The following is a 17646-nucleotide window of genomic DNA, read 5'->3' as shown; positions in this document are numbered from 1 at the left end:
GCGCCCGGGCCGCCCCCCGCGCTCCCCGGCGCGCGTTAGCCCGGCCGTTGATCGTTCAAACGCTGCGGCGCAGCCCCAACGCCAGCGTCGCGATGCCGTTCGCGCGGCCCGAGCCGTCGAGCAGGCTCGCCATCGGCGCGGCCGCCTGCGTCGTCGAAAGCTGCGCGACATAGCGCTGCGCCATGCGCGACACCGCCTTCGGGTCCTTGAGGTCCGCGACGTCGAGCCGCCGCGTCAGCAGGTCGCGCTGCTGCTCGAAGCTCAGCAGGCCGAACTGCTCCGGCAGGCCGAGCGCGCCGCGCGCGACCGTCGCCAGCGCGCGGTCCGCCATGAGCTGGGAAATGGTAGAGGCGTTGCCGGCCATGCGCTTGAAGTAGAGCGCCTCCCGCAGGCCGGGATTGGCGTCGCCCATCGCCTTCTCGTAGCGATTGGTGAGTGCGCCGCTGACGATGCGTTCCACCAGCGCGCCATCGGCCAGCGGCGCGGTGGTGCGGCCGGCGAAGGCCTGGGCGAGTTGCTTCCAGCGCGGATCGGTCAGCCGGCTCACCAGGCTGCCCTCCGCGGCGGGATCCTCGGTCAGGACCTTGCGCAGCATGGCGCGCTTGTCGATCTCGGATTCGAGCTGGAAGGCCTCCAGCACGACCGTGAGGGTGCGGCGGTCCTTAAGCAGCGCCCCGGCATCGGCGATCTGCGGCGCGCGTTCGCGGAAGCGGGCCATGTCGGCGGCCACGTCGCGGCGCGCGGCGAAGCGGTCCTGCAGCGCCGCACCCTGGCGCTCCGCCACCGACAGCGCGTTGAGGCCGCCGATGCCCGCGAGCATCTCAGGCGGCGCCGGCGACGAAGGGAAGGGGTGTCGCGGCGGCGGCCGCCTGCTGCGCCTCCAGCCCCGCGATCATGTCGCGATGGAGCGCGATCAGCGCATCGAGCCCTGCCTCGTCGCTCATGCGCGCATCCACTTCGCGCTGTGCCCAGAGGCCGAGCGAGATGAGCCGGCCCTTCAGATCGGGCGGCAGCGCATTGCCGGGCTGCGCGAGATCCGCGATCAGCAGCGACCACAGCCGATGCGCCTTGTGCAGCGCCGCGACGCGCGAGGGAACATCCGTCGCGCCGGCGAGCAGGCCGTTCACGTAGCGGAAGGCGCGCAGCTCGATCTCGCGCGGGTTCGCGGCGGCGTTCTGCTGGGCGGCGTAGCGTGCGTGCATCATGCGGCGGCGGCGCTTTCCCTGGCGCGAGGAGAAGCGGGGGGGGGGGGGGGGGGGGGGGGGGGGGGGGGGGGGGGGGGCGGGGGCGGGCGGGCCCCCCCGGCGGCCAGCATCGCCTTCGCGAAGGGCGTGTAGACCGCATAGGGCCTGCCGCTGCCGGAGGCGAAGCCGTGCGGCTCGCGCAGCAGGACGGTGGTGTGCAGCTGCAGCGCGCGGCCGGCATCGCACAGCGCCTCGTGCACCCGGCGCGACTGCGCGCGCGCCCAGGGCTCGACCGCGCGGCCGGCATGCACCGTCCCGGCGCCGAGGCCGGCGGCAAGCGCCGGCAGGATGGTCTCGGCGCGGCCCCTGGCCAGCAGCAGCGGCGCGCCGCGGGCTGCGAGGCTTTCGCCGAGCGCCGCCAGGCTGTGCTTCAGCCACCAGCGCGTGGCGCCGCCATAGGCCTGCGTGCCGGCGGCCTCGTCGTCCAGCACGAAGACCGGCAGTACGCTCTGCCCGCCGGCGCAGGCGGCCGTGAGCGCGGCGTGGTCGGCAAGGCGGAGGTCGTGGCGGAACCAGAGAAGGGCGGTCGCGGTCATGCGCTGCATGTAGGGCGTCCGGCGCCGAACGGCAGCGGCCGCGGCACGGCTGAACCAAATCGGCGGGGCCGCGTTGGGTCGGCGTTCGGGTGGTGCCGACGACGGAGGCGCCCTCCGCAACCAGCCACAGGAAGGATGACGACATGACCTCCATGCAGAGGCGTGGGTTTCTCACGCTCGGCTCCCTGGCCGCCGGATCGCTGGTCGCCCCCACGGTCCTCCGCGCGCAGGGATCGCAGCCGACGCGCACCATCGCCGACACGCTCGCCGCCGACACCCGCTTCAAGCAGTTCCTCGACCTGATCGTGCGGCTGAGCGCCACCTCCATGTTCCAGCAGGCTTCGCCGATGACGGTCTTCGCGCCGGTGGACCAGGCCTTCCTCGGCGCGCCGGCCGGGCTGCTGCAGGACCTGGTCGGCACGGTCGGGTCGGGCAACACCGGCGACGATTCCGAGCGCGAGCGCGGCCTGGCCCTGATCCGCAACCACGTCATCGCCGGCGACTTCGCCCCGGCGCAGCTGAGCGGCAGCGACCGTCGCGTGCAGACGCTGAACGGCGGCGACCTGCAGATCTCCGGCTCGGGCGACAGCCTCACGATCCGGAATCCCGCACCGGGCACGCAGCTGGGCGCCTTCGGCGCGGCGGGGATGCAGGCGGCCGCGCCGGCCCAGCTCGTCGGCAGCCCGGTGCGCGCGAGCAACGGCGTGATCTACCCGATCAGCCAGATCATCTGGCCGTAAGTGGACACCGCGGATGGCCTGGTGGCGGCGACGCCGTCAGGCCATCGCGCCTGCCGCATGCCGCAGCGGGCCGGTCGGGAAGCTGAACAGGCGGCCGCTGCCGAGCAGGAAGGCGCGGCCGCCGCGCGGGAACAGGCGGGCGATCGCCGGATCGGCGATGTCGAGCCCGCCGGTATAGGCGCCGAAGGCCGGCAGCAGCAGGCGCCTCGCATCCGCGACGAAACAGGGGCGCGTCACGCCGCCGGCCCGCGTCGGCATCGTCGCCTTCGGGTGGAAATGGCCGGAAAGCTCCCCGGTGGCGCCGGGCTGCGCGACATGGCGGAAGACCAGCCGCTCCAGCCGCCATTCCGCCACCGCGACGCCCGGCAGCCCGACCGGCGGAGCCGGATCGTGGTTGCCCAGCACCCAGACCACCTCGAGCCCCGACAGCAGGCGCAGCAGCAGTGCGGCGTCGCCTGGCGACAGGCGCGTGCAGCCCGCCGCGTCATGAAAGCTGTCGCCGAGCAGGACCAACCGCTGCGGCCGCCAGCGCCGCAGTGCGAGGCCGAGCCGCTCCAGCGTCTCCTTCGTGTCGTAGGGCGGCAGCATCGCGCCGCGCGCGGCGAAATGGCTGCCCTTCTCGAGATGCAGGTCGGACACCGCCAGAAGTTGCTGGGCAGGCCAGGCGACATGGCCGGCGGGATCGAGCATCAGCCGCTCGCCGGCGAGGTGGATCGGGGCTGCGATCATGAGGTGGGCGTGGCCAGGCCTTTCGGGGCTTTCCAGGGCAGTCGGCGGCGCGTGTCGCGCGCGCGGTCGCGCGGGCGGCGGACACGGTCGCGGTCGCCGCGGGCGGGGATGTGGTCGGTGAGCTCGGCCAGCGTCTCGCTGAACAGCTCGGCACCGCCGGTGACCTCCTCGACCATCGCCGCGGCCTCGGCGAGCAGCGCATCCTCGGCGCCGCCCGAAACCCATTCGCGGCCCTTCTCGATCAGCGATGGCACGGCCAGCGGCGAGACGCGATCGAGCGCGCGATGCACGATGCCGCCGCGCCGCGCGCGTTCCAGCACCAGCCCGATGCGCGCGACGTCGGTGAGGCCCGTCGCGGCTTCCTGGCGGGTGGCGCGCAGCAGGATGTGCTGCGGCTCGTGCTTGCGCAGCACGTCGTAGATGAGGTCGGCCGACATCGTCATCTGCCGGCGCGATCTTTCCTGGTTCGGATGATTCTTCTCGATCAGGCCCGCAACGATGGCGATGTTCCGGAAGCTGCGGCGGAGCATGGAGGAATCGGCCATCCATTCCTCCAGCTCCTCGCCGAGCAGGTCCTCCTCGAAGAGGCGCTCGACGCCGGTGGGCTCGAAGGCGGACCAGCAGGCCAGCACGTAGTCGGTCGCGAGGTAGCCGAGCGGCCCCATGCCCAGCCGCTCCATGCGCTTCGTCACCAGCATCCCCAGCGTCTGGTGCGCCAGCTTCCCCTCGAAGCCATAGGCGAGAAGAAAAAACTTGCCGCCGCGGGGGAAGGTCTCCACCAGCAGCCCGTCCTTCGGCGGTACCACCGAGACGTGGCGCTGCAGGCGCAGCCATTCCTGCACCGGCTGCGGCAGGTGCTTCCACGCCTTCGGATCGGCCAGGATGCTGCGCACCCGCGCGGCCAGCCAGGTGGAAAGCGGCATGCGGCTGCCGCCATAGACCGGCACGCGCGGCTCCCCGCCGCTCGCGCGCGTGCAGAGCGCGACGAGCCCGTCCAGCCCTTCGAAGCGCAGCAGCTGGCCCGCGAAGATGAAGGCGTCGCCGGGCGTGAGGGAGGAGACGAACCATTCCTCGACCTCGCCGAGAACGGCGCCGCCGCGCAGCCGCACCTTCAGCATGGGCAGGTCCACGATGGTGCCGAGGTTCATGCGAAGCTGCCGCGCGACCGCGTTGGAGCGGACATGCACGCGGCCCTCGGAATCGCGGAACAGGCGGCGGAAGCGGTCGTAGTTGCGGAGCGCGTAGCCGCCATCCTCGACGAAGCGCAGCGCATCGTCGAAGTTTTCGCGCGTCAGCATCGCATAGGGCGCTGCGCGCCTGACTTCGGCGAAGAGGTCATCGGGGACGAACGGCCCCGCCACGGCAACGGCCAATATATGCTGGCAGAGGACGTCGAGGCCGCCGGGGCGGGGCGGGTCGCCGTCCAGCTCCTGCGCGCGGATCGCCTGGCGCGCGGCGATGCACTCCACCACCTCGAAGCGGTTGGCGGGGACGAGCACGGCGCGGGAGGGCTCGTCCATCCGGTGGTTGGCGCGGCCGATGCGCTGCAGCAGGCGCGCGACGCCCTTCGGCGCGCCCACCTGCACCACCTGGTCCACCGCGCCCCAGTCGATGCCGAGGTCGAGCGAGGCGGTGGCGACCACCGCGCGCAGCTTCCCTGCCGCCATCGCGGCTTCCACCTTGCGCCGCTGCTCGACCGTCAGGCTGCCATGATGGAGGCCGATCGGCAGGTTGTCGTCGTTGAGCCGCCACAGCGCCTGGAAGCATAGCTCCGCCTGCGCGCGCGTGTTGACGAAGACGATGGTGACGCCGGCCTCGCGGATGCGCCGATAGACCTCCGGCATGGTGGCAAGGCCCATCTCGCCGCCCCAGGGCAGGCGGCCTTCCGGCAGCAGCAGGTCGATCTGCGGCTCCGCGCCGCCCGCGCCGACCACCAGCGCCACGTCATCCGCGCGCGCGGTGGGCGAGAGATAGCCGCGCAGCGGATCGGGATGCGCGACGGTGGCGGAAAGCCCGACGCGCCGCATGCCCGGCGCCAGCGTCGCCAGCCGCGCAAGGCCGAGGGCCAGCTGGTCGCCGCGCTTGGTCCCCGCCAGCGCATGGATCTCGTCCACCACCACGGCGCCGAGGCCGGCGAAGAGCTCCGGCGCATCCTCGAGCGTCAGCAGCAGGGCGAGGGATTCCGGCGTGGTCAGCAGGATCTGCGGCGGGTCCTGGCGCTGGCGGGCGCGGCGATTGGCAGGCGTGTCCCCGGTGCGCGTCTCGATGCGCAGGCCGAGCCCCATCTGCTCGACCGGCGTCATCAGGTTGCGCGCGATGTCCACCGCGAGCGCCTTCAGCGGCGAGACATAGAGGGTGTGCAGTCCTGGTCGGGGCCGGGCGTGCAGGTCCACCAGGCTCGGCAGGAAGCCGGCAAGCGTCTTGCCGCCGCCGGTCGGCGCGATCAGCAGCGCGCTTTCGCCGCGCCGGGCGGCATCGAGCAGCGCAAGCTGGTGCGGCCGCGGCGCCCAGCCGCGCCCGGCGAACCAGCCGGCAAAAGGTTCCGGCAATGTTCCCATGCGGCGGCGAATATGGCGCCGCTTTCGCCAGCCGGGAAGGGCGGGTCAGCCCGCCGTCGCCGCGCGGTCGAGCAGCGTCTCGGCCAGGCGGCGCAATTCGGGCAGCGCGTCCGGCGCGATCTCGAGGTCGTTGCCGCGGTTGTTCGCCACCACCCAGGACTCGCCCACCTGGTCCACGACGGCGATCGCATAGGGGAAGTCGCGGAACATCGCGATGTCGGCATAGCTGCGGGAGCGGCGGATATATTGGGTGCTGGTGATCTCCAGCATGGCCGTGCCGGGGCGGCAGAAGATGGCGTTGGTCAGGCCGGCGCCATGCACGCCGACGACCAGCCGCGCCTCCGCCATCAGGCGCATCTGCTCCTCCACCTTCATGCCGGTGAAGCGCACGGCTTCCAGGCCGAGCGGCGCGAAGGCCTCCAGCAGCGCGTCCTCGTTCACGAGGCAGCGGTTGTCCACGTCCCGGCGGGAGATCAGCAGGGCGCGCCCGGGCCCGCGCGGCATCGCCGCGACCTCGGCCGCGATGCGCTCCAGGAACACGGCGGTGGTCGGCTTGATGCGCGTGAAGGTCTGGCCGACGCCGCGCCAGTCCAGGAAGAAGAGGGCCTGGTCCATGTCGAAGCGGGGCTTCTCCATGGGCTGCACCAGGGGCAGGAGGTCCGGGAAGAAGCGGGCGATCGAATCCATCACGAAGGGCTGTGGCGCCGGCTGGCCGATGACAATGCGATCCAGCGGGCCGAGGCCAAGGCGGCGATAGGCCGCCAGCGCCTCCAGCCGCGGCAGGGATTCCGTCATCCAGTGGAAGTAGTTGCGGAAGCCGGGGGTGTGGATCAGGGCGGTCGCGCCCGGCAGGCGCGGCAGCTTGCCCCGGGCGCGCAGCAGGTCGAAGGGCGGTTCCGCTTCGCGCATCGTCCCGAAGCGGTTGTGGTGGACCGAGCCGGGCACCAGCGCGCCACCTGCCCAGATGGCGCCGCCATTGAGCGTGGCGTCGCCGGCGCGCAGCAGGGGGTCGGGCTTCAGCGGCACCGGGGCGGCGTATTGCTGCGCCATGAAGCGGCTGTCGGCGGCGAAGGCGGCCGCGCCGGAGAAGGGCGGGTGCTCCTCCGCGCGGCGGCGCAGATCCACCAGGGGGAAGGGGCCGCGCGGCAGGTTCGGGGCGGCCGGCTGCAGGCCGGGAACGACCGCTTCCACCGGGAGGCCGCGCAGGGCGGTGGCAGCTCCGTCAGTCATGCGTGGAGCGAGCCCGCCTCTGCCGCGCGATCATGCCGCCTCGATATATCACGGGCTCGGCTTACCAGCGCCGCCGGCCCGCGGGAAGCCGAGCGCGGTTGATGCGCCATGCCCGCGCCCCACATCGTCCCGGCGAGCCGAGATGACAGCCCCCCACCCCGCCAGCTGGATGCGCGTGACGCCGCAGGGCCTCTACTGCGAGCCGGGCGACTTCTTCGTGGACCCGCCGCGGGCCGTGCCGCGGGCCGTGATCACGCACGGCCATTCCGACCATGCCCGCCCCGACCACGGCGCGGTTCTGGCCACGCCGGAGACGCTGGCGATCATGCGCGCGCGCATGGGCGCCGATCGCGCCGGGCGCGTGCAGCAGGCCCTGGCGCCGGGCGAGGGCATCACGCGCAACGGCGTCGGCATCCGGCTGGTGCCGGCCGGGCATGTGCTGGGCTCGGCCCAGGTGGTGCTGGAATGGCAGGGCAGCCGCATCGTTGTCTCCGGCGACTACAAGCGCCGGCGCGACCCGAGCTGCGCGGCCTTCGAGCCGGTGCCCTGCGACGTCTTCGTCACGGAGGCGACCTTCGCCCTGCCGGTGTTCCGCCATCCCCCCGCCGAGCAGGAGGTCGCAAGGCTGCTGGAGAGCGTGCGGCTGTTCCCGGACCGCGCGCATCTGATCGGCGTCTATGCGCTCGGCAAGTGCCAGCGGCTGATCCGGCTGCTGCGGGAGGCCGGCTGGGACCGGCCGATCTGGCTGCATGGCGGGCTGATGGCGCTCTGCGCGCTGTATGAGGAGCTGGGCGTGACGCTCGGCGACCTGCGGCCCGTGCCGATGGAGCGCAAGCGCGGCGCCGGCGGCCAGCTCGCGGGCGAGATCGTGCTGGCGCCTTCGGGCGCCGAGGCGACACCCTGGGTGCGGCGCCTGGCCGAGCCGGTGGTCTGCGCCGCCTCCGGCTGGATGCGGGTGCGGCAGCGGGCCAAGGCGAAGGGCGTGGAACTGCCGCTCATCGTCTCCGACCACGCCGACTGGGCGGAACTGCTGCAGACGGCGGAGGAGGTGCAGGCGCCCGAGATCTGGGTGACGCATGGGCGGGAGGATGCGCTGTGCCATGCGCTGGCGCAGCGCGGCGTGCGCGGGCGTGCGCTGCACCTGGTCGGACGCGGCGAGGAGGACGAGGAGCCCGAGGCCGCGCCTGCCCCGGCGGACGGCGCATGAGCCTGCCAGCCTTCGCGGCGCTGCTCGAACGGCTGGTCTTCACGCCGGGCCGCAACGCCAAGCTCGCCCTGCTGCGTCAGTATTTTTCGGGGCAACCCGACCCGGATCGGGGCATCGGGCTCGCCGCGCTGACCGGCGAACTGACGCTCCGCGCGGCAAAGCCCGCGCTGGTGCGCGAGCTGGTCGCCGAGCGCACCGACCCGACGCTGCTGGCGCTCAGCCACGACTATGTCGGCGATTTCGCCGAGACCGTCGCGCTGATCTGGCCGCAGCGGGAGGGCGTGAATGCGCCGCCGCCGGGCCTCGCCGAGGTGGTCGAATGCATGGAGGTGACGCCCAAGGCCGCGCTTCCGGCGATGATCGCGGGCTGGCTCGACACGCTCGACGCCAATGGGCGCTTCGCGCTGATCAAGCTCGTCACCGGCGGGCTTCGCGTCGGCGTCTCCGCCCGCCTCGCCAAGACCGCGCTCGCCGACTGGTCGGGGCAGGAAGTGGATGCGATCGAGGAGGTCTGGCACGGGCTGGAGCCGCCCTACCGCCCGCTCTTCGCCTGGCTGGAAGGGCAGGGGCCGCGGCCCGATCCGCGCGACGCGCCGGTGTTCCGACCGCTGATGCTGGCGCATCCGCTGGAGGAAGCGGATCTCGGCACGCTCGACCCCGCGACGCATCGCGCGGAGTGGAAATGGGACGGCATCCGCGTGCAGCTCTCGGCGACCGCGGGAGGCCAGCGCATCTGGTCGCGCGGCGCGGAGGACATCTCGGGCAGCTTCCCCGAGATCGTCGAGGCGATGGATTTTCGCGCCGTGGTGGATGGCGAGCTGCTGGTGATGCGCGACGGAGAGGTCGCGCCCTTCTCCGACCTGCAGCAGCGGCTGAACCGCAAGCTCGTCACGCCGCGCATGATGGCGCAGCACCCGGTCGCCGTGCGGCTCTACGACATGCTGTTCGAGGGCGATGAGGATCTGCGTGCGTTGCCCTTCGATGCGCGGCGCGCGCGGCTGGAGGACTGGTTCGCGCGTACGCGCCCGGCGCGCATGGACCTCTCGGCGATGGTGCCCTTCGACAGCGTGCCGCAACTCGAGAAGATCCGGGCCGGCGCGCGGGAGGCGGCGATCGAGGGGCTGATGATCAAGCGCGCCGACAGCGCCTATGTCGCCGGGCGCGTGAAGGGGTTGTGGTGGAAGTGGAAGCGCGCGCCGCTCAGCGTGGATGCGGTGCTGATGTACGCCCAGCGCGGTCACGGCAAGCGCAGCAGCTACTACTCGGACTACACCTTCGGCCTGTGGCGGCCGGACGGGCAGGGCGGCGAGGAGCTGGTGCCGGTCGGCAAGGCCTATTCCGGCTACACCGACCAGGAGCTGCTCTGGCTCGACCGCTGGATCCGCAACAACACCACCCAGCGCTTCGGTCCCGTGCGGGAAGTGGAGAAGGCGCTGGTGATGGAGGTGGAGTTCGACGCGGCGCAGCGCAGCGGCCGCCACAAATCCGGCGTCGCGCTGCGCTTCCCGCGCATCGCCCGCATCCGGCGCGACAAGCCGGCGGCGGAGGCCGACCGGCTCGACACGCTGGAGCGAATGATCGTCGGCGCGGCGGAGGACTAGCCCCCCGCGACGGCGATTCAGGCCGGTTTCGGGCCGGCTGCCGCGATGGCGGCGTGCGCGCCCGCCAGCGCCTCGCGGATCTTCGCCTCCTTCGTCTCGTCGAAGGAGCTGCGCATCAGCGTGCCGCCCGAGCCTTCCAGCGCCGGCAGGACCTTGTCGGCCGTGACCTTGCGGATCAGCAGGAACAGCGCGGCGTTGCCGGCATGCAGTTCCTTCGCCACGTCCTTCATGAACTGGTCGTTGATGCCGACATCGGTGAGCTTGCCGCTGAGCGCGCCCGAGGCGGCGCCGATCGCGGCGCCGGCGAGCGGCATCAGGAAGATCAGCCCGATCAGCGTGCCCCAGAGCGTGCCGCCTGCCGCGCCGGCGAGCGTCGGGCTGAAGAGCTGGTTGAGCTTCACCTCGCCATTCGGCTGCTTGACCGCGACCACCGCGTCGCCGAGCTCGATAAGGTACTCGCGCTGCAGGCCGATGAGCTTGCTGCGCATGTCCTCGGCCTGCTTCTCGGTCGGGAAACTGATCACCACAAGGTCTGCCATGTGTGCCTCCTCTCGCCGCGCGGGGGCGCGGCCGGCGGCAGCAAAGCACGGTCGTCGGCCGAGGCGCAGGGCCGTGCCTGACCAAATTGTGCGGAGCGTCGGTTTCGCGGCGGCGCGTGGTTGGCGTCGCGCGGCGCCGCGCATTAGGCTTGCGCGGCCCTCGGCTGGGCCGGGGCAAGGCTTTGGAGGCAGGTGGCCATGAGCGAGGGCGTGGCAGAGACGCAGCGGCCGGCCGCGCCCGTGCCGCCACAAGCGGCCGAGCCGGCCACGCCCAACTGGCGACGCACCGCGCTGGTGCATCTGGCGATGGTGGCCGCGGCGCTGCTCGGCATCGCCTTTACCAGCCTGGCGCGGCCCGCGGCGGACCAGCCCGGCGGCGGCGTGTTCTGGGTTTGGATCGCCCTCGTGCCGGCCTATTTCGCGGCCTGCCTCTGGCATGGCTGGGCCCGCGCCACCGCCGACCGGATGCGCACCCGGCTGGTGGTGACGCAGGCGCTGCACTGGCTGGCCTTCCTTGTCGCCATGTACGTGGTCCTGACGCCCGAGGTCCGCGGCGTGCTGAACGACAACGCCGTCGGCCTGATGCTGCTCAGCCTGCTGGCGATGGGAACCTTCGTCGCCGGGGTGCATGCCTGGTCGGCGGCGATCTGCGCCACCGGCGTGCTGCTGGCGCTGGCGATCCCGGTGATCGCCTGGCTCGACGAGAATGTCGTGCTGCTGCTGGTCGGGCTGAGCCTGGTGGTGCTGGTCGGCGGCGCCGTCCTCTACTATCGCCGCCTTCGCCCGGCGCATTGACCCGCGCGCTTCGCGGTGGTGCCCTCCCGGCGCCATAGAGGAAGCGCGCCATGCCCATCGTCCCGAACCAGGTTCGCAAGCGTCTCGCCGAGGGCGGGCTCGCGCTCGGCTTCGGGGTGCACAACCTGCGCGGCAGCGCGGTCGGCATGATCGCGGCGGCCAGCGGCTTCGACTGGCTGTTCATCGACATGGAACACGGCGCGATGAGCGTGGACGACGCCACGCGCATCTCCATCGCAGCGCTGAGCCAGGGCGTCACGCCGATCGTGCGCGTCTGCAAGGATGCGCTGTCCGAGGGCACGCGCTGCCTCGACAACGGCGCGATGGGCGTGGTGGTGCCGCATGTGGACACGCCGGAGGAAGCGCGGGCGGTGGTGCAGGCCTATCGCTTCCCGCCCACGGGGATGCGCAGCTGGGGCGGGCCGCCCTTCGCCTATGGGCTGGCCGCGGTGGACCCGGCGAAGGCACAGGCCGAGCTCAATGCCGAGATCCTGGTCGTCTGCATGGTCGAGACGCCCGAATCGGTCGCGAATGCCGACGCCATCGCCGCCGTGCCGGGGGTGGATGTGCTGCTGATCGGCACCTCCGACCTGACGGCCACGATGGGCATCGCTGGCCAGTTCGGCCACCCCGATGTGCGCCGGGCCTATGAGACGGTCGCCGCCGCCTGCGCGAAGCATGGCAAGGTGATGGGCATGGGCGGCGTCTATGACGAGACGGTCGCGCCCGAATACATCCGCTTGGGCGCGCGCTTCATCCTCTCGGGCTCCGACCACGCCTTCCTGATGGCCGGCGCGACGGCGCGGGCGAAATTCCTGCGCGGCCTCGGGTAGCGGCTCAGCCGGCCAGCGCGCGCAGCAGGGTGGAACCCGGGTTGCTCGGCTCGAACAGGTGCAGGCCGAGCTCCTCGGCCAGCGCCTCGCACGCCAGCAGGCCGCGGAGCGGGTTGCCCGCAGGATCGAGCCGCGGGCTGAACACGCCGATGCCGAGCTGGCGATTGACCACCGCGACAAGGCCGCCGCCGACGCCGCTCTTCGCCGGCACGCCGACGCGGCAGGCCCAGTCGCCGGCGCCGTCATAGAGGCCGCAGGTGAACATGACGGAGAGCGTGTCCCGCACCGCCTCCACCCCGAACACCTCGGCCCCGGTGACCGGGTTGGTGCCGACATTGGCGAGCGTCGCGCCCATCAGCGCCAGGTCGCGCGCGGTGACGGAGAGCGCGCATTGGCGGAAATAGATGTCCACCGCCTCCTCCGCCGCCACGCCGAACACGCCCGCGCCGTGCAGCAGATGCGACAGGGCCCGGTTCCGGTGCCCCGTGGCGGCTTCCGAATGATACACCGCCTCATCGAGCACGAGGCGCCGCCCGGCGGCGCGCGAGAGGCGGTCCTGCAGGGTCGGGAAGGCCTGGGCGCCTAGCGCGTCGCCGAGCAGCCCCGCGACCGCGATCGCGCCGGCATTCACCATAGGGTTGAAGGGCCGGCTGCGCGCCGGGTCCAGCACCAGGGCGTTGAACGCCTCCGCCATCGGCTGCACGCCGACCGCGCGGCGCACCGCTTCCCGCCCCAGCAGGTCGAGCGCCAGCGCGTAGCTGTAGGGCTTCGAGACCGATTGGATGGTGAAGGGATGGCTGGTGTCGCCGACCTCCTCGACCCCGCCCTCGTTGGTGGCGACGGCGAGCCCGAAGAGATCGGGCGGCATGGCGGCGAGGGCCGGGATGTAGTTCGCCACCGCGCCGTCCAGCACCGGACGGAGCCGGGCATGGGTCTGCGCCAGCATGTGCTGAAGCTGGGTCTGGGCGGGGTGGCGGTCAGGCATGCGCATCGCGGTTTCCCTGTCTGGAACCGTGCGCGTTTCTCCCTTTCCTCTGCCTAGCCGAGCGAAGCCGGGCAACGCAATCCGTCACAAACGCGCCCGCCCTTCTTGCGAACGGTTCTCATTTGCGATAAGTCTCCGGCACAGCCTTCAGGAGACCGCCATGACCCGGACCAACACCGCCCCGACCGGCTCGCATCGGACCGCCCTCGGCCGCCGCGCGCTGCTGGGCGCCGCCGGCGCCGGCCTGTTCCTGCCCAGGCTCGCCCGCGCGCAGGACCGCACGCTCGCGATCTATTCCTCCCGTCACTACGACACCGACCGCGAGCTCTATGACGGCTTCACCCGCCAGTCCGGCGTGCGCGTCCGGCTGATCGAGGCGAATGTGGACCAGCTGCTGGAGCGGATCCGTGCCGAAGGCGCGAACAGCCCGGCCGATGTCCTGATCACGGTGGATGCGGGCCGCCTTGCGCGGGCGAAGGATGCCGGGGTGCTGCTGCCGATCCGCTCAGCCGCCCTGGATTCGCGCATCCCGGCCCATCTTCGCGACCCGGAGGGCGCCTGGTTCGGCTTTTCCGTGCGCGCGCGCGTGGTGATGTACGACAAGGCGAAGGGCCTGCCCGCCGGCCTCGCCCGCTACGAGGACCTGGCGAAGCCGGATTTCCGCGGCATGGTCTCCACGCGCTCTTCCTCCAACATCTACTCGATCGGCTGGACCGCGAGCATGCTGGCCGCGGACGGGCCGGAGGCCACGGAGGCCTGGGCGCGGGGGATCGTGGCGAACCTCTCCCGCCCGCCGCAGGGCGGCGACAGCGACCAGATCCGAGCCGTCGCAGCCGGGCAGGGGCGGCTTGCCATCTCCAACACCTATTATCTCGGCCTGCTGCACCGCTCGGCGCGCGCCGAGGACCGGGCCATCGCGGATCGCATGGCGGTGCTGTTTCCGAACCAGGGCGACCGCGGCACGCATGTGAACATCTCGGGCGCGGGCGTGGTGCGGACCGCACCGAACAGGGAGGCGGCGCAGGCCTTCCTGGAATACCTCTCCTCGCCGCCGGCCCAGGCCATCTTCGCGGATGGCAACATGGAATACCCGGTGGTCGCCGATGCGCAGCCGCATGCCTTCCTGCGCAGCCTCGGCAGTTTCCGCCAGGATCCGCTGAACGCCGCCCGCATGGCGGAGCTGAGCCCGGAGGCACTCCGCATCATGCAGCGCGCCGGCTGGCGCTGAGCCGGAGGCGGGCTCCGTCCTCAGCCCCAGTTCCAGGGCGAGGGAGCGAACGAAAAGCCCTGGCCGCGGGCCTCGACATGGCCGAGGCCGGGCCAGGGGAAGTGATAGCCGAGCACCTGCAGCCGCTCGGTTGCGGCCATGTCGAGCACGCGCCGCCGCGTGGCGGCCGCCATGGCGGGATCGGCGTCGAAGCCGAAGGGCCAGTCCGGGCGCTGCAGCGCCAGCACGGAATGGTTGGCGACATCGCCTATCACCAGCAGGCGCTGGCCTTCGCTTTCGACGTGGAAGCTGACATGGCCGAGGGTGTGGCCATGTGTCGCCACGGCGCGGATGCCGGGCACCACCTCGCCGGCCGGCGCCAGCGTCGCGAAGCGCGCGCGGCGCGGCAGCACCACCTCGCGCGTGCCCGCGACCAGGGTGCGCAGCGGCTCCGGCAGCGACAGGTTCGCCTCGGCGGTCCAGAACGCGATGTCGGCGTCGGTCATGAGGAACCGCGCATTGGGGAAGACATCGGCGCCGGCAGCATCGGCGATGCCCCAGCTGTGGTCGGCATGCGCATGGGTGAAGGCGACCACGTCCACCTCCGCGGGCGCGATGCCCGCGGCGGCGAGCGATTGCGGCAGGCGGCCGGTGCCCGGGCCGAAGGCCGGCTTGGGACCGACGCCGGCATCGAGCAGCACCAGCTCCCGCCCGGTGTTGACGACCAGGCAGTTCACGAAGGTCGGCAGCCGATCGGTCGGCAGGAAGGCGGCCCGGAGGGCCGCGGTGACCTCGGCCTCCGTCGCGACACTGCCGCCGAAGGTCGGGTGGGGCGGCGCGAGGTTGATCGCGCCGTCCGAGATCACCGTGCATTCGAAGGCGCCGAGCCGGAAGCGGTACCAGCCCGCCACCTGGCCACCGCGCATGGGCGCTCCGGCATGGGCCGGCATGGCGTTCGCGCCCAGCAGGGCCAGCCCGGCGCCGAGCGCCGATCGTCGCGTGAGCATCCGTCTCTCCTCTCAGGTCAGTTCGTCGAAGAAGGTGCGGTCTCGCCGCCCAAGGTCAATGCCGAGGCCGCCGCGGCGAAGCGCGCGGGATCGGCGATCACCCGCGGCACCTTGTGCTGCCCGCCGAGCTTGCCCTGCGCGCGCATCCAGGCCTCGAAGCGGCCTGGCGGCACCAGGTCGACCGCCGGCGGCAGCATCTGCCCGCCCTTCCGGTGCGCGGCGTAGTCGTCGTTGTCGGCGGCGAGCGCGGCATCCAGGCGCCGCGCCAGCGCGGCGGCGTCCAGCGCCGCCTCGGTCTCCAGGATCAGGCGGTGACGGCCGAGTTCGCCCACGAATTCCGGGCCGCAACACCATTCGCCGATTGCGATGCCGGTCTTTTGCAGCGCCGCCGCCAGTTCCTCCCCGGTCACATGCTCGCCGAAGGTGGAGAGCATCCAGGCGGTGCGGCCCGTCACGAGCAGGCGCGGCGGCGCGCGCTCCAGGAAGCGCACCACGTCGCCGAGGATGTAGGCGAAGAGGCCGGCATTGCTGGAGACGACCACGGCATAGTCCACGCCCGTCTCGACCGTGGCGGCCCAGTGGCGCGTGGGCGTCGGCGCGTCGAGTTCCTCGACCGGCACGAACTCGAAGAAGCAGCCGCGATCCAGCACGAGGCGCATCCCCTCGCCCTCGCCACGGTCCTGGATGGCGCAGAAACCCTCGCTGGCGGGATAGACCTCGCGGGTGGAGCAGCCCGGCGGCAGGAAGGGTGCGATGCGGTCGCGATAGGGCGCCCAGGCCACGCCGCCATGGATCAGCAGCTCGAGATCCGGAAAGGGCGGCGCGCCATCCGGTGCCATCCGATGCAGCAGCATCAGCAGCCAGGAGGGCGTGCCGGTCAGCACGCGCACCGCCTCCCGCGGCACGCGCTCGACCAGCGCGGCGAGCTTCGTGTCCCAGTCGGGGATGAGTGCCAGGTTCTCCGGGGGCCAGGCGCGGCCGCGCAGCAGCCAGGGCACCTCATGCGCGGCGATGCCGGAGAGATCGCCGGCGCGCACGCCGGGTGCCAGTTGCTGCAGCGCGGTGGAGCCGCCGAGCAGGAAGGTGAGGCCCGCGAAGGGGCGCGCGCGGGGATGCGCGTGCAGGTGCCAGGCGAGCGTGTCGAAGGCCGCGCCGCGATTCGCCGCCATCTGCGCACGGGTGACGGGGACGTATTTCGTGGTGCCGGAGGTCGTGCCGGAGGACAGCGCGAGATAGGGAACGAGCCCCGGCCAGGTGACGTCGCGCAGCATGGGGAAGGCCGGCTGCCACCAATCCTTCCAGAAATTCTCGTAGCGGCGGAGCGGCACGCGGGACTGGAAGTCGGCGACGGAGCGGATCGCCGCGAAGCCATGCGCGCGGCCGAAGCGCGTCTCCCGCGCCGCGCGCAGCAGGCGGAGCAGCACGGCCTGCTGCGCGGCGGCAGGATCGAGCGCCAGCATCCGCGCGGCCCGCGCGCGGGCGAAGGGGCGCAGCAGCGGCGTGCCGTCCAGCATCAGCGCGGGGCGAGCCGAGTGACGCGCGGGAACTCCGTCGCGACGGTCTCCGCGCGCAGCGGCACGCGGATGCTGCGGCCCTCGCGCCAGAGCGGCACCTGGTCCATGAAGGCGGCCGAGCCGATCCAGCCATCCTGCCCGCCCCAGAGCGTGAACCAGTTGGCGTCGGGATCGGCCATGTCGCTGACATGGCGCGCCATGGAGCCGAAGGTGGCTGGCCGCGGCGCGTCGCCGATCAGGCCGTGGCTGGTCTTCATCGGCGTCTCGCGCGAGCCGCCGGTGGGATAGGTGTCGTAGACGAAGAAGCGGCCGAGCACCGGCAGGTTCACCAGCCAATGCGATGCGCGCAGCCGGTGCAATTCGCCCCAGCTGCCGAGCCGGTCGTGATCGGCCTGCGCGGCGAGCGCCGCTTGGCGCAACACGGCGTCCCGCCGCGCGGGATCGAGCGCATCCAGGTCGCGCAGCAGGAAGGCGGTGAGAAAGTTCCACTGCGTCGCGGCGCCGCGCGGATTGCCCGTGGCGTCGCGCCGGCTTTCCGGCACCAGTGCGGGAACGAGATGGCGCAGCAGCGCCTCGAAGGCCACCGGCGCGCGGCTGTCGGCCGCGTAGTCGCCCTGCCAGCCCTCCAGCGCGCCGGCCAGGCGTGGTGCGGGATGGCCGCCGGGCAGCGCCGCGAGGCGGGCGTTCAGCGCGGCGGAGAGCTGCGCCGCGCGCGGCGAGCGGATGTCGCGCTGGAGCGCGGCCATGCTCTCGGGCGTGTGGCGCGGCGTCGCGGCGAGAAGCTGCTCCAGCCGCAGCACGCGGTCGTCGTCGGAGAAGAAGAAGCCGAGCGGCGGCGCGCCCCGCCCCGCCCCCCCGCCCCGCCCGGGGGTGGCCGGGGCGAGCCCCCCCCCCCGCCCCCCCGGGCCGGCCCGGCCGCGG

Annotated in this window: 17 protein-coding genes; 6 read left to right on the top strand and 11 right to left on the bottom strand. The window is 72.7% G+C overall.

The annotated features are described in order from the left end of the window. Nucleotides 1-55: 55 nt before the first annotated feature. From AC1MIR_RS15435 to AC1MIR_RS15425, 3 genes are read right to left on the bottom strand one after another with little or no spacing between them, the layout of a single operon-like run. Entirely contained in the window at nucleotides 56-820 is a 765-nt protein-coding gene (locus AC1MIR_RS15435) for a DUF1217 domain-containing protein (protein WP_480029078.1), read from the bottom strand. Nucleotide 821: 1 nt separating this feature from the next. Further along, on the bottom strand, nucleotides 822-1205 hold the full coding sequence (locus AC1MIR_RS15430; RefSeq protein ID WP_480029077.1) for a flagellar biosynthesis regulator FlaF: 384 nt from the start codon (nucleotides 1203-1205) through the stop codon (nucleotides 822-824). Continuing rightward, on the bottom strand, nucleotides 1202-1780 hold the full coding sequence (locus AC1MIR_RS15425) for a deoxyribodipyrimidine photo-lyase (protein WP_480029076.1): 579 nt from the start codon (nucleotides 1778-1780) through the stop codon (nucleotides 1202-1204). Before AC1MIR_RS15425 ends, AC1MIR_RS15430 begins: the two co-directional genes overlap by 4 nt. A gap of 143 nt (nucleotides 1781-1923) precedes the next feature. On the opposite strand from AC1MIR_RS15425, the gene AC1MIR_RS15420 reads away from it, so the two are divergent. After that, nucleotides 1924-2520, top strand: coding sequence for a fasciclin domain-containing protein (locus AC1MIR_RS15420; protein ID WP_480029075.1), 597 nt, complete (start codon nucleotides 1924-1926; stop codon nucleotides 2518-2520). Nucleotides 2521-2556: 36 nt separating this feature from the next. On the opposite strand, the gene pdeM is transcribed toward AC1MIR_RS15420, so the two are convergent. Genes pdeM through AC1MIR_RS15405 form a run of 3 tightly spaced genes read right to left on the bottom strand, consistent with a single transcriptional unit; the run spans nucleotide 2557 to nucleotide 7037 of the window. Continuing rightward, on the bottom strand, nucleotides 2557-3249 hold the full coding sequence (gene pdeM, locus AC1MIR_RS15415) for a ligase-associated DNA damage response endonuclease PdeM (RefSeq protein WP_480029074.1): 693 nt from the start codon (nucleotides 3247-3249) through the stop codon (nucleotides 2557-2559). Next, nucleotides 3246-5807: a ligase-associated DNA damage response DEXH box helicase gene (locus tag AC1MIR_RS15410; protein WP_480029073.1), complete on the bottom strand. Its 2562-nt coding sequence runs from the start codon at nucleotides 5805-5807 to the stop codon at nucleotides 3246-3248. Before AC1MIR_RS15410 ends, pdeM begins: the two co-directional genes overlap by 4 nt. Nucleotides 5808-5852: 45 nt before the next feature. Then, nucleotides 5853-7037 carry a glycosyltransferase family 61 protein gene (locus AC1MIR_RS15405; RefSeq protein WP_480029072.1) on the bottom strand — a complete coding sequence of 395 codons (1185 nt, stop codon included), beginning with the start codon at nucleotides 7035-7037 and terminating at the stop codon, nucleotides 5853-5855. Nucleotides 7038-7179: 142 nt separating this feature from the next. Here AC1MIR_RS15405 and AC1MIR_RS15400 point away from each other — a divergent pair, with 142 nt between their 5' ends. Continuing rightward, complete coding sequence (locus tag AC1MIR_RS15400) at nucleotides 7180-8244, top strand: ligase-associated DNA damage response exonuclease (RefSeq protein WP_480029071.1); 1065 nt, start codon at nucleotides 7180-7182, stop codon at nucleotides 8242-8244. Beyond that, nucleotides 8241-9845, top strand: a complete 1605-nt coding sequence (locus AC1MIR_RS15395) for a cisplatin damage response ATP-dependent DNA ligase (protein ID WP_480029070.1) — start codon at nucleotides 8241-8243, stop codon at nucleotides 9843-9845. The genes AC1MIR_RS15400 and AC1MIR_RS15395 overlap by 4 nt, the downstream gene beginning before the upstream one ends. Before the next feature lie 17 nt (nucleotides 9846-9862). Here AC1MIR_RS15395 and AC1MIR_RS15390 read toward each other — a convergent pair whose 3' ends face one another. Next, nucleotides 9863-10384: a DUF1269 domain-containing protein gene (locus AC1MIR_RS15390; protein ID WP_480029069.1), complete on the bottom strand. Its 522-nt coding sequence runs from the start codon at nucleotides 10382-10384 to the stop codon at nucleotides 9863-9865. 198 nt (nucleotides 10385-10582) lie between these two features. On the opposite strand from AC1MIR_RS15390, the gene AC1MIR_RS15385 reads away from it, so the two are divergent. Both AC1MIR_RS15385 and AC1MIR_RS15380 read left to right on the top strand, forming a co-directional pair. Beyond that, nucleotides 10583-11179 carry a hypothetical protein gene (locus AC1MIR_RS15385; RefSeq protein ID WP_480029068.1) on the top strand — a complete coding sequence of 199 codons (597 nt, stop codon included), beginning with the start codon at nucleotides 10583-10585 and terminating at the stop codon, nucleotides 11177-11179. Between the two features lie 50 nt (nucleotides 11180-11229). Continuing rightward, complete coding sequence (locus AC1MIR_RS15380) at nucleotides 11230-12012, top strand: HpcH/HpaI aldolase family protein (RefSeq protein WP_480029067.1); 783 nt, start codon at nucleotides 11230-11232, stop codon at nucleotides 12010-12012. 4 nt (nucleotides 12013-12016) lie between these two features. Here the strand turns inward: AC1MIR_RS15380 and glsA are convergent, their stop codons facing one another. Continuing rightward, nucleotides 12017-13003, bottom strand: a complete 987-nt coding sequence (glsA, locus tag AC1MIR_RS15375) for a glutaminase A (protein ID WP_480029066.1) — start codon at nucleotides 13001-13003, stop codon at nucleotides 12017-12019. Nucleotides 13004-13157: 154 nt separating this feature from the next. Between glsA and AC1MIR_RS15370 the strand changes: the two genes are divergently transcribed. Continuing rightward, a complete protein-coding gene (locus AC1MIR_RS15370) occupies nucleotides 13158-14225 on the top strand; it encodes a Fe(3+) ABC transporter substrate-binding protein (RefSeq protein ID WP_480029065.1) in 1068 nt (355 codons plus the stop codon). 20 nt (nucleotides 14226-14245) lie between these two features. On the opposite strand, the gene AC1MIR_RS15365 is transcribed toward AC1MIR_RS15370, so the two are convergent. From AC1MIR_RS15365 to AC1MIR_RS15355, 3 genes are all read right to left on the bottom strand, one after another. Continuing rightward, nucleotides 14246-15211, bottom strand: coding sequence for an MBL fold metallo-hydrolase (locus tag AC1MIR_RS15365; protein ID WP_480029064.1), 966 nt, complete (start codon nucleotides 15209-15211; stop codon nucleotides 14246-14248). A gap of 17 nt (nucleotides 15212-15228) precedes the next feature. Continuing rightward, nucleotides 15229-16725: a GH3 family acyl-acid amido synthetase gene (locus tag AC1MIR_RS15360; RefSeq protein ID WP_480029063.1), complete on the bottom strand. Its 1497-nt coding sequence runs from the start codon at nucleotides 16723-16725 to the stop codon at nucleotides 15229-15231. Continuing rightward, nucleotides 16725-17646, bottom strand: a 922-nt coding sequence (locus tag AC1MIR_RS15355) for a penicillin acylase family protein (protein WP_480029062.1), incomplete at its 5' end; no start/stop codon positions are given. The genes AC1MIR_RS15360 and AC1MIR_RS15355, both read right to left, overlap by 1 nt.

The organism is Falsiroseomonas sp. RANM36 (assembly GCF_056682175.1).
The sequence above is the reverse complement of the archived record's forward strand: the minus strand, read 5'-3'. Positions and strand labels throughout refer to the sequence as shown.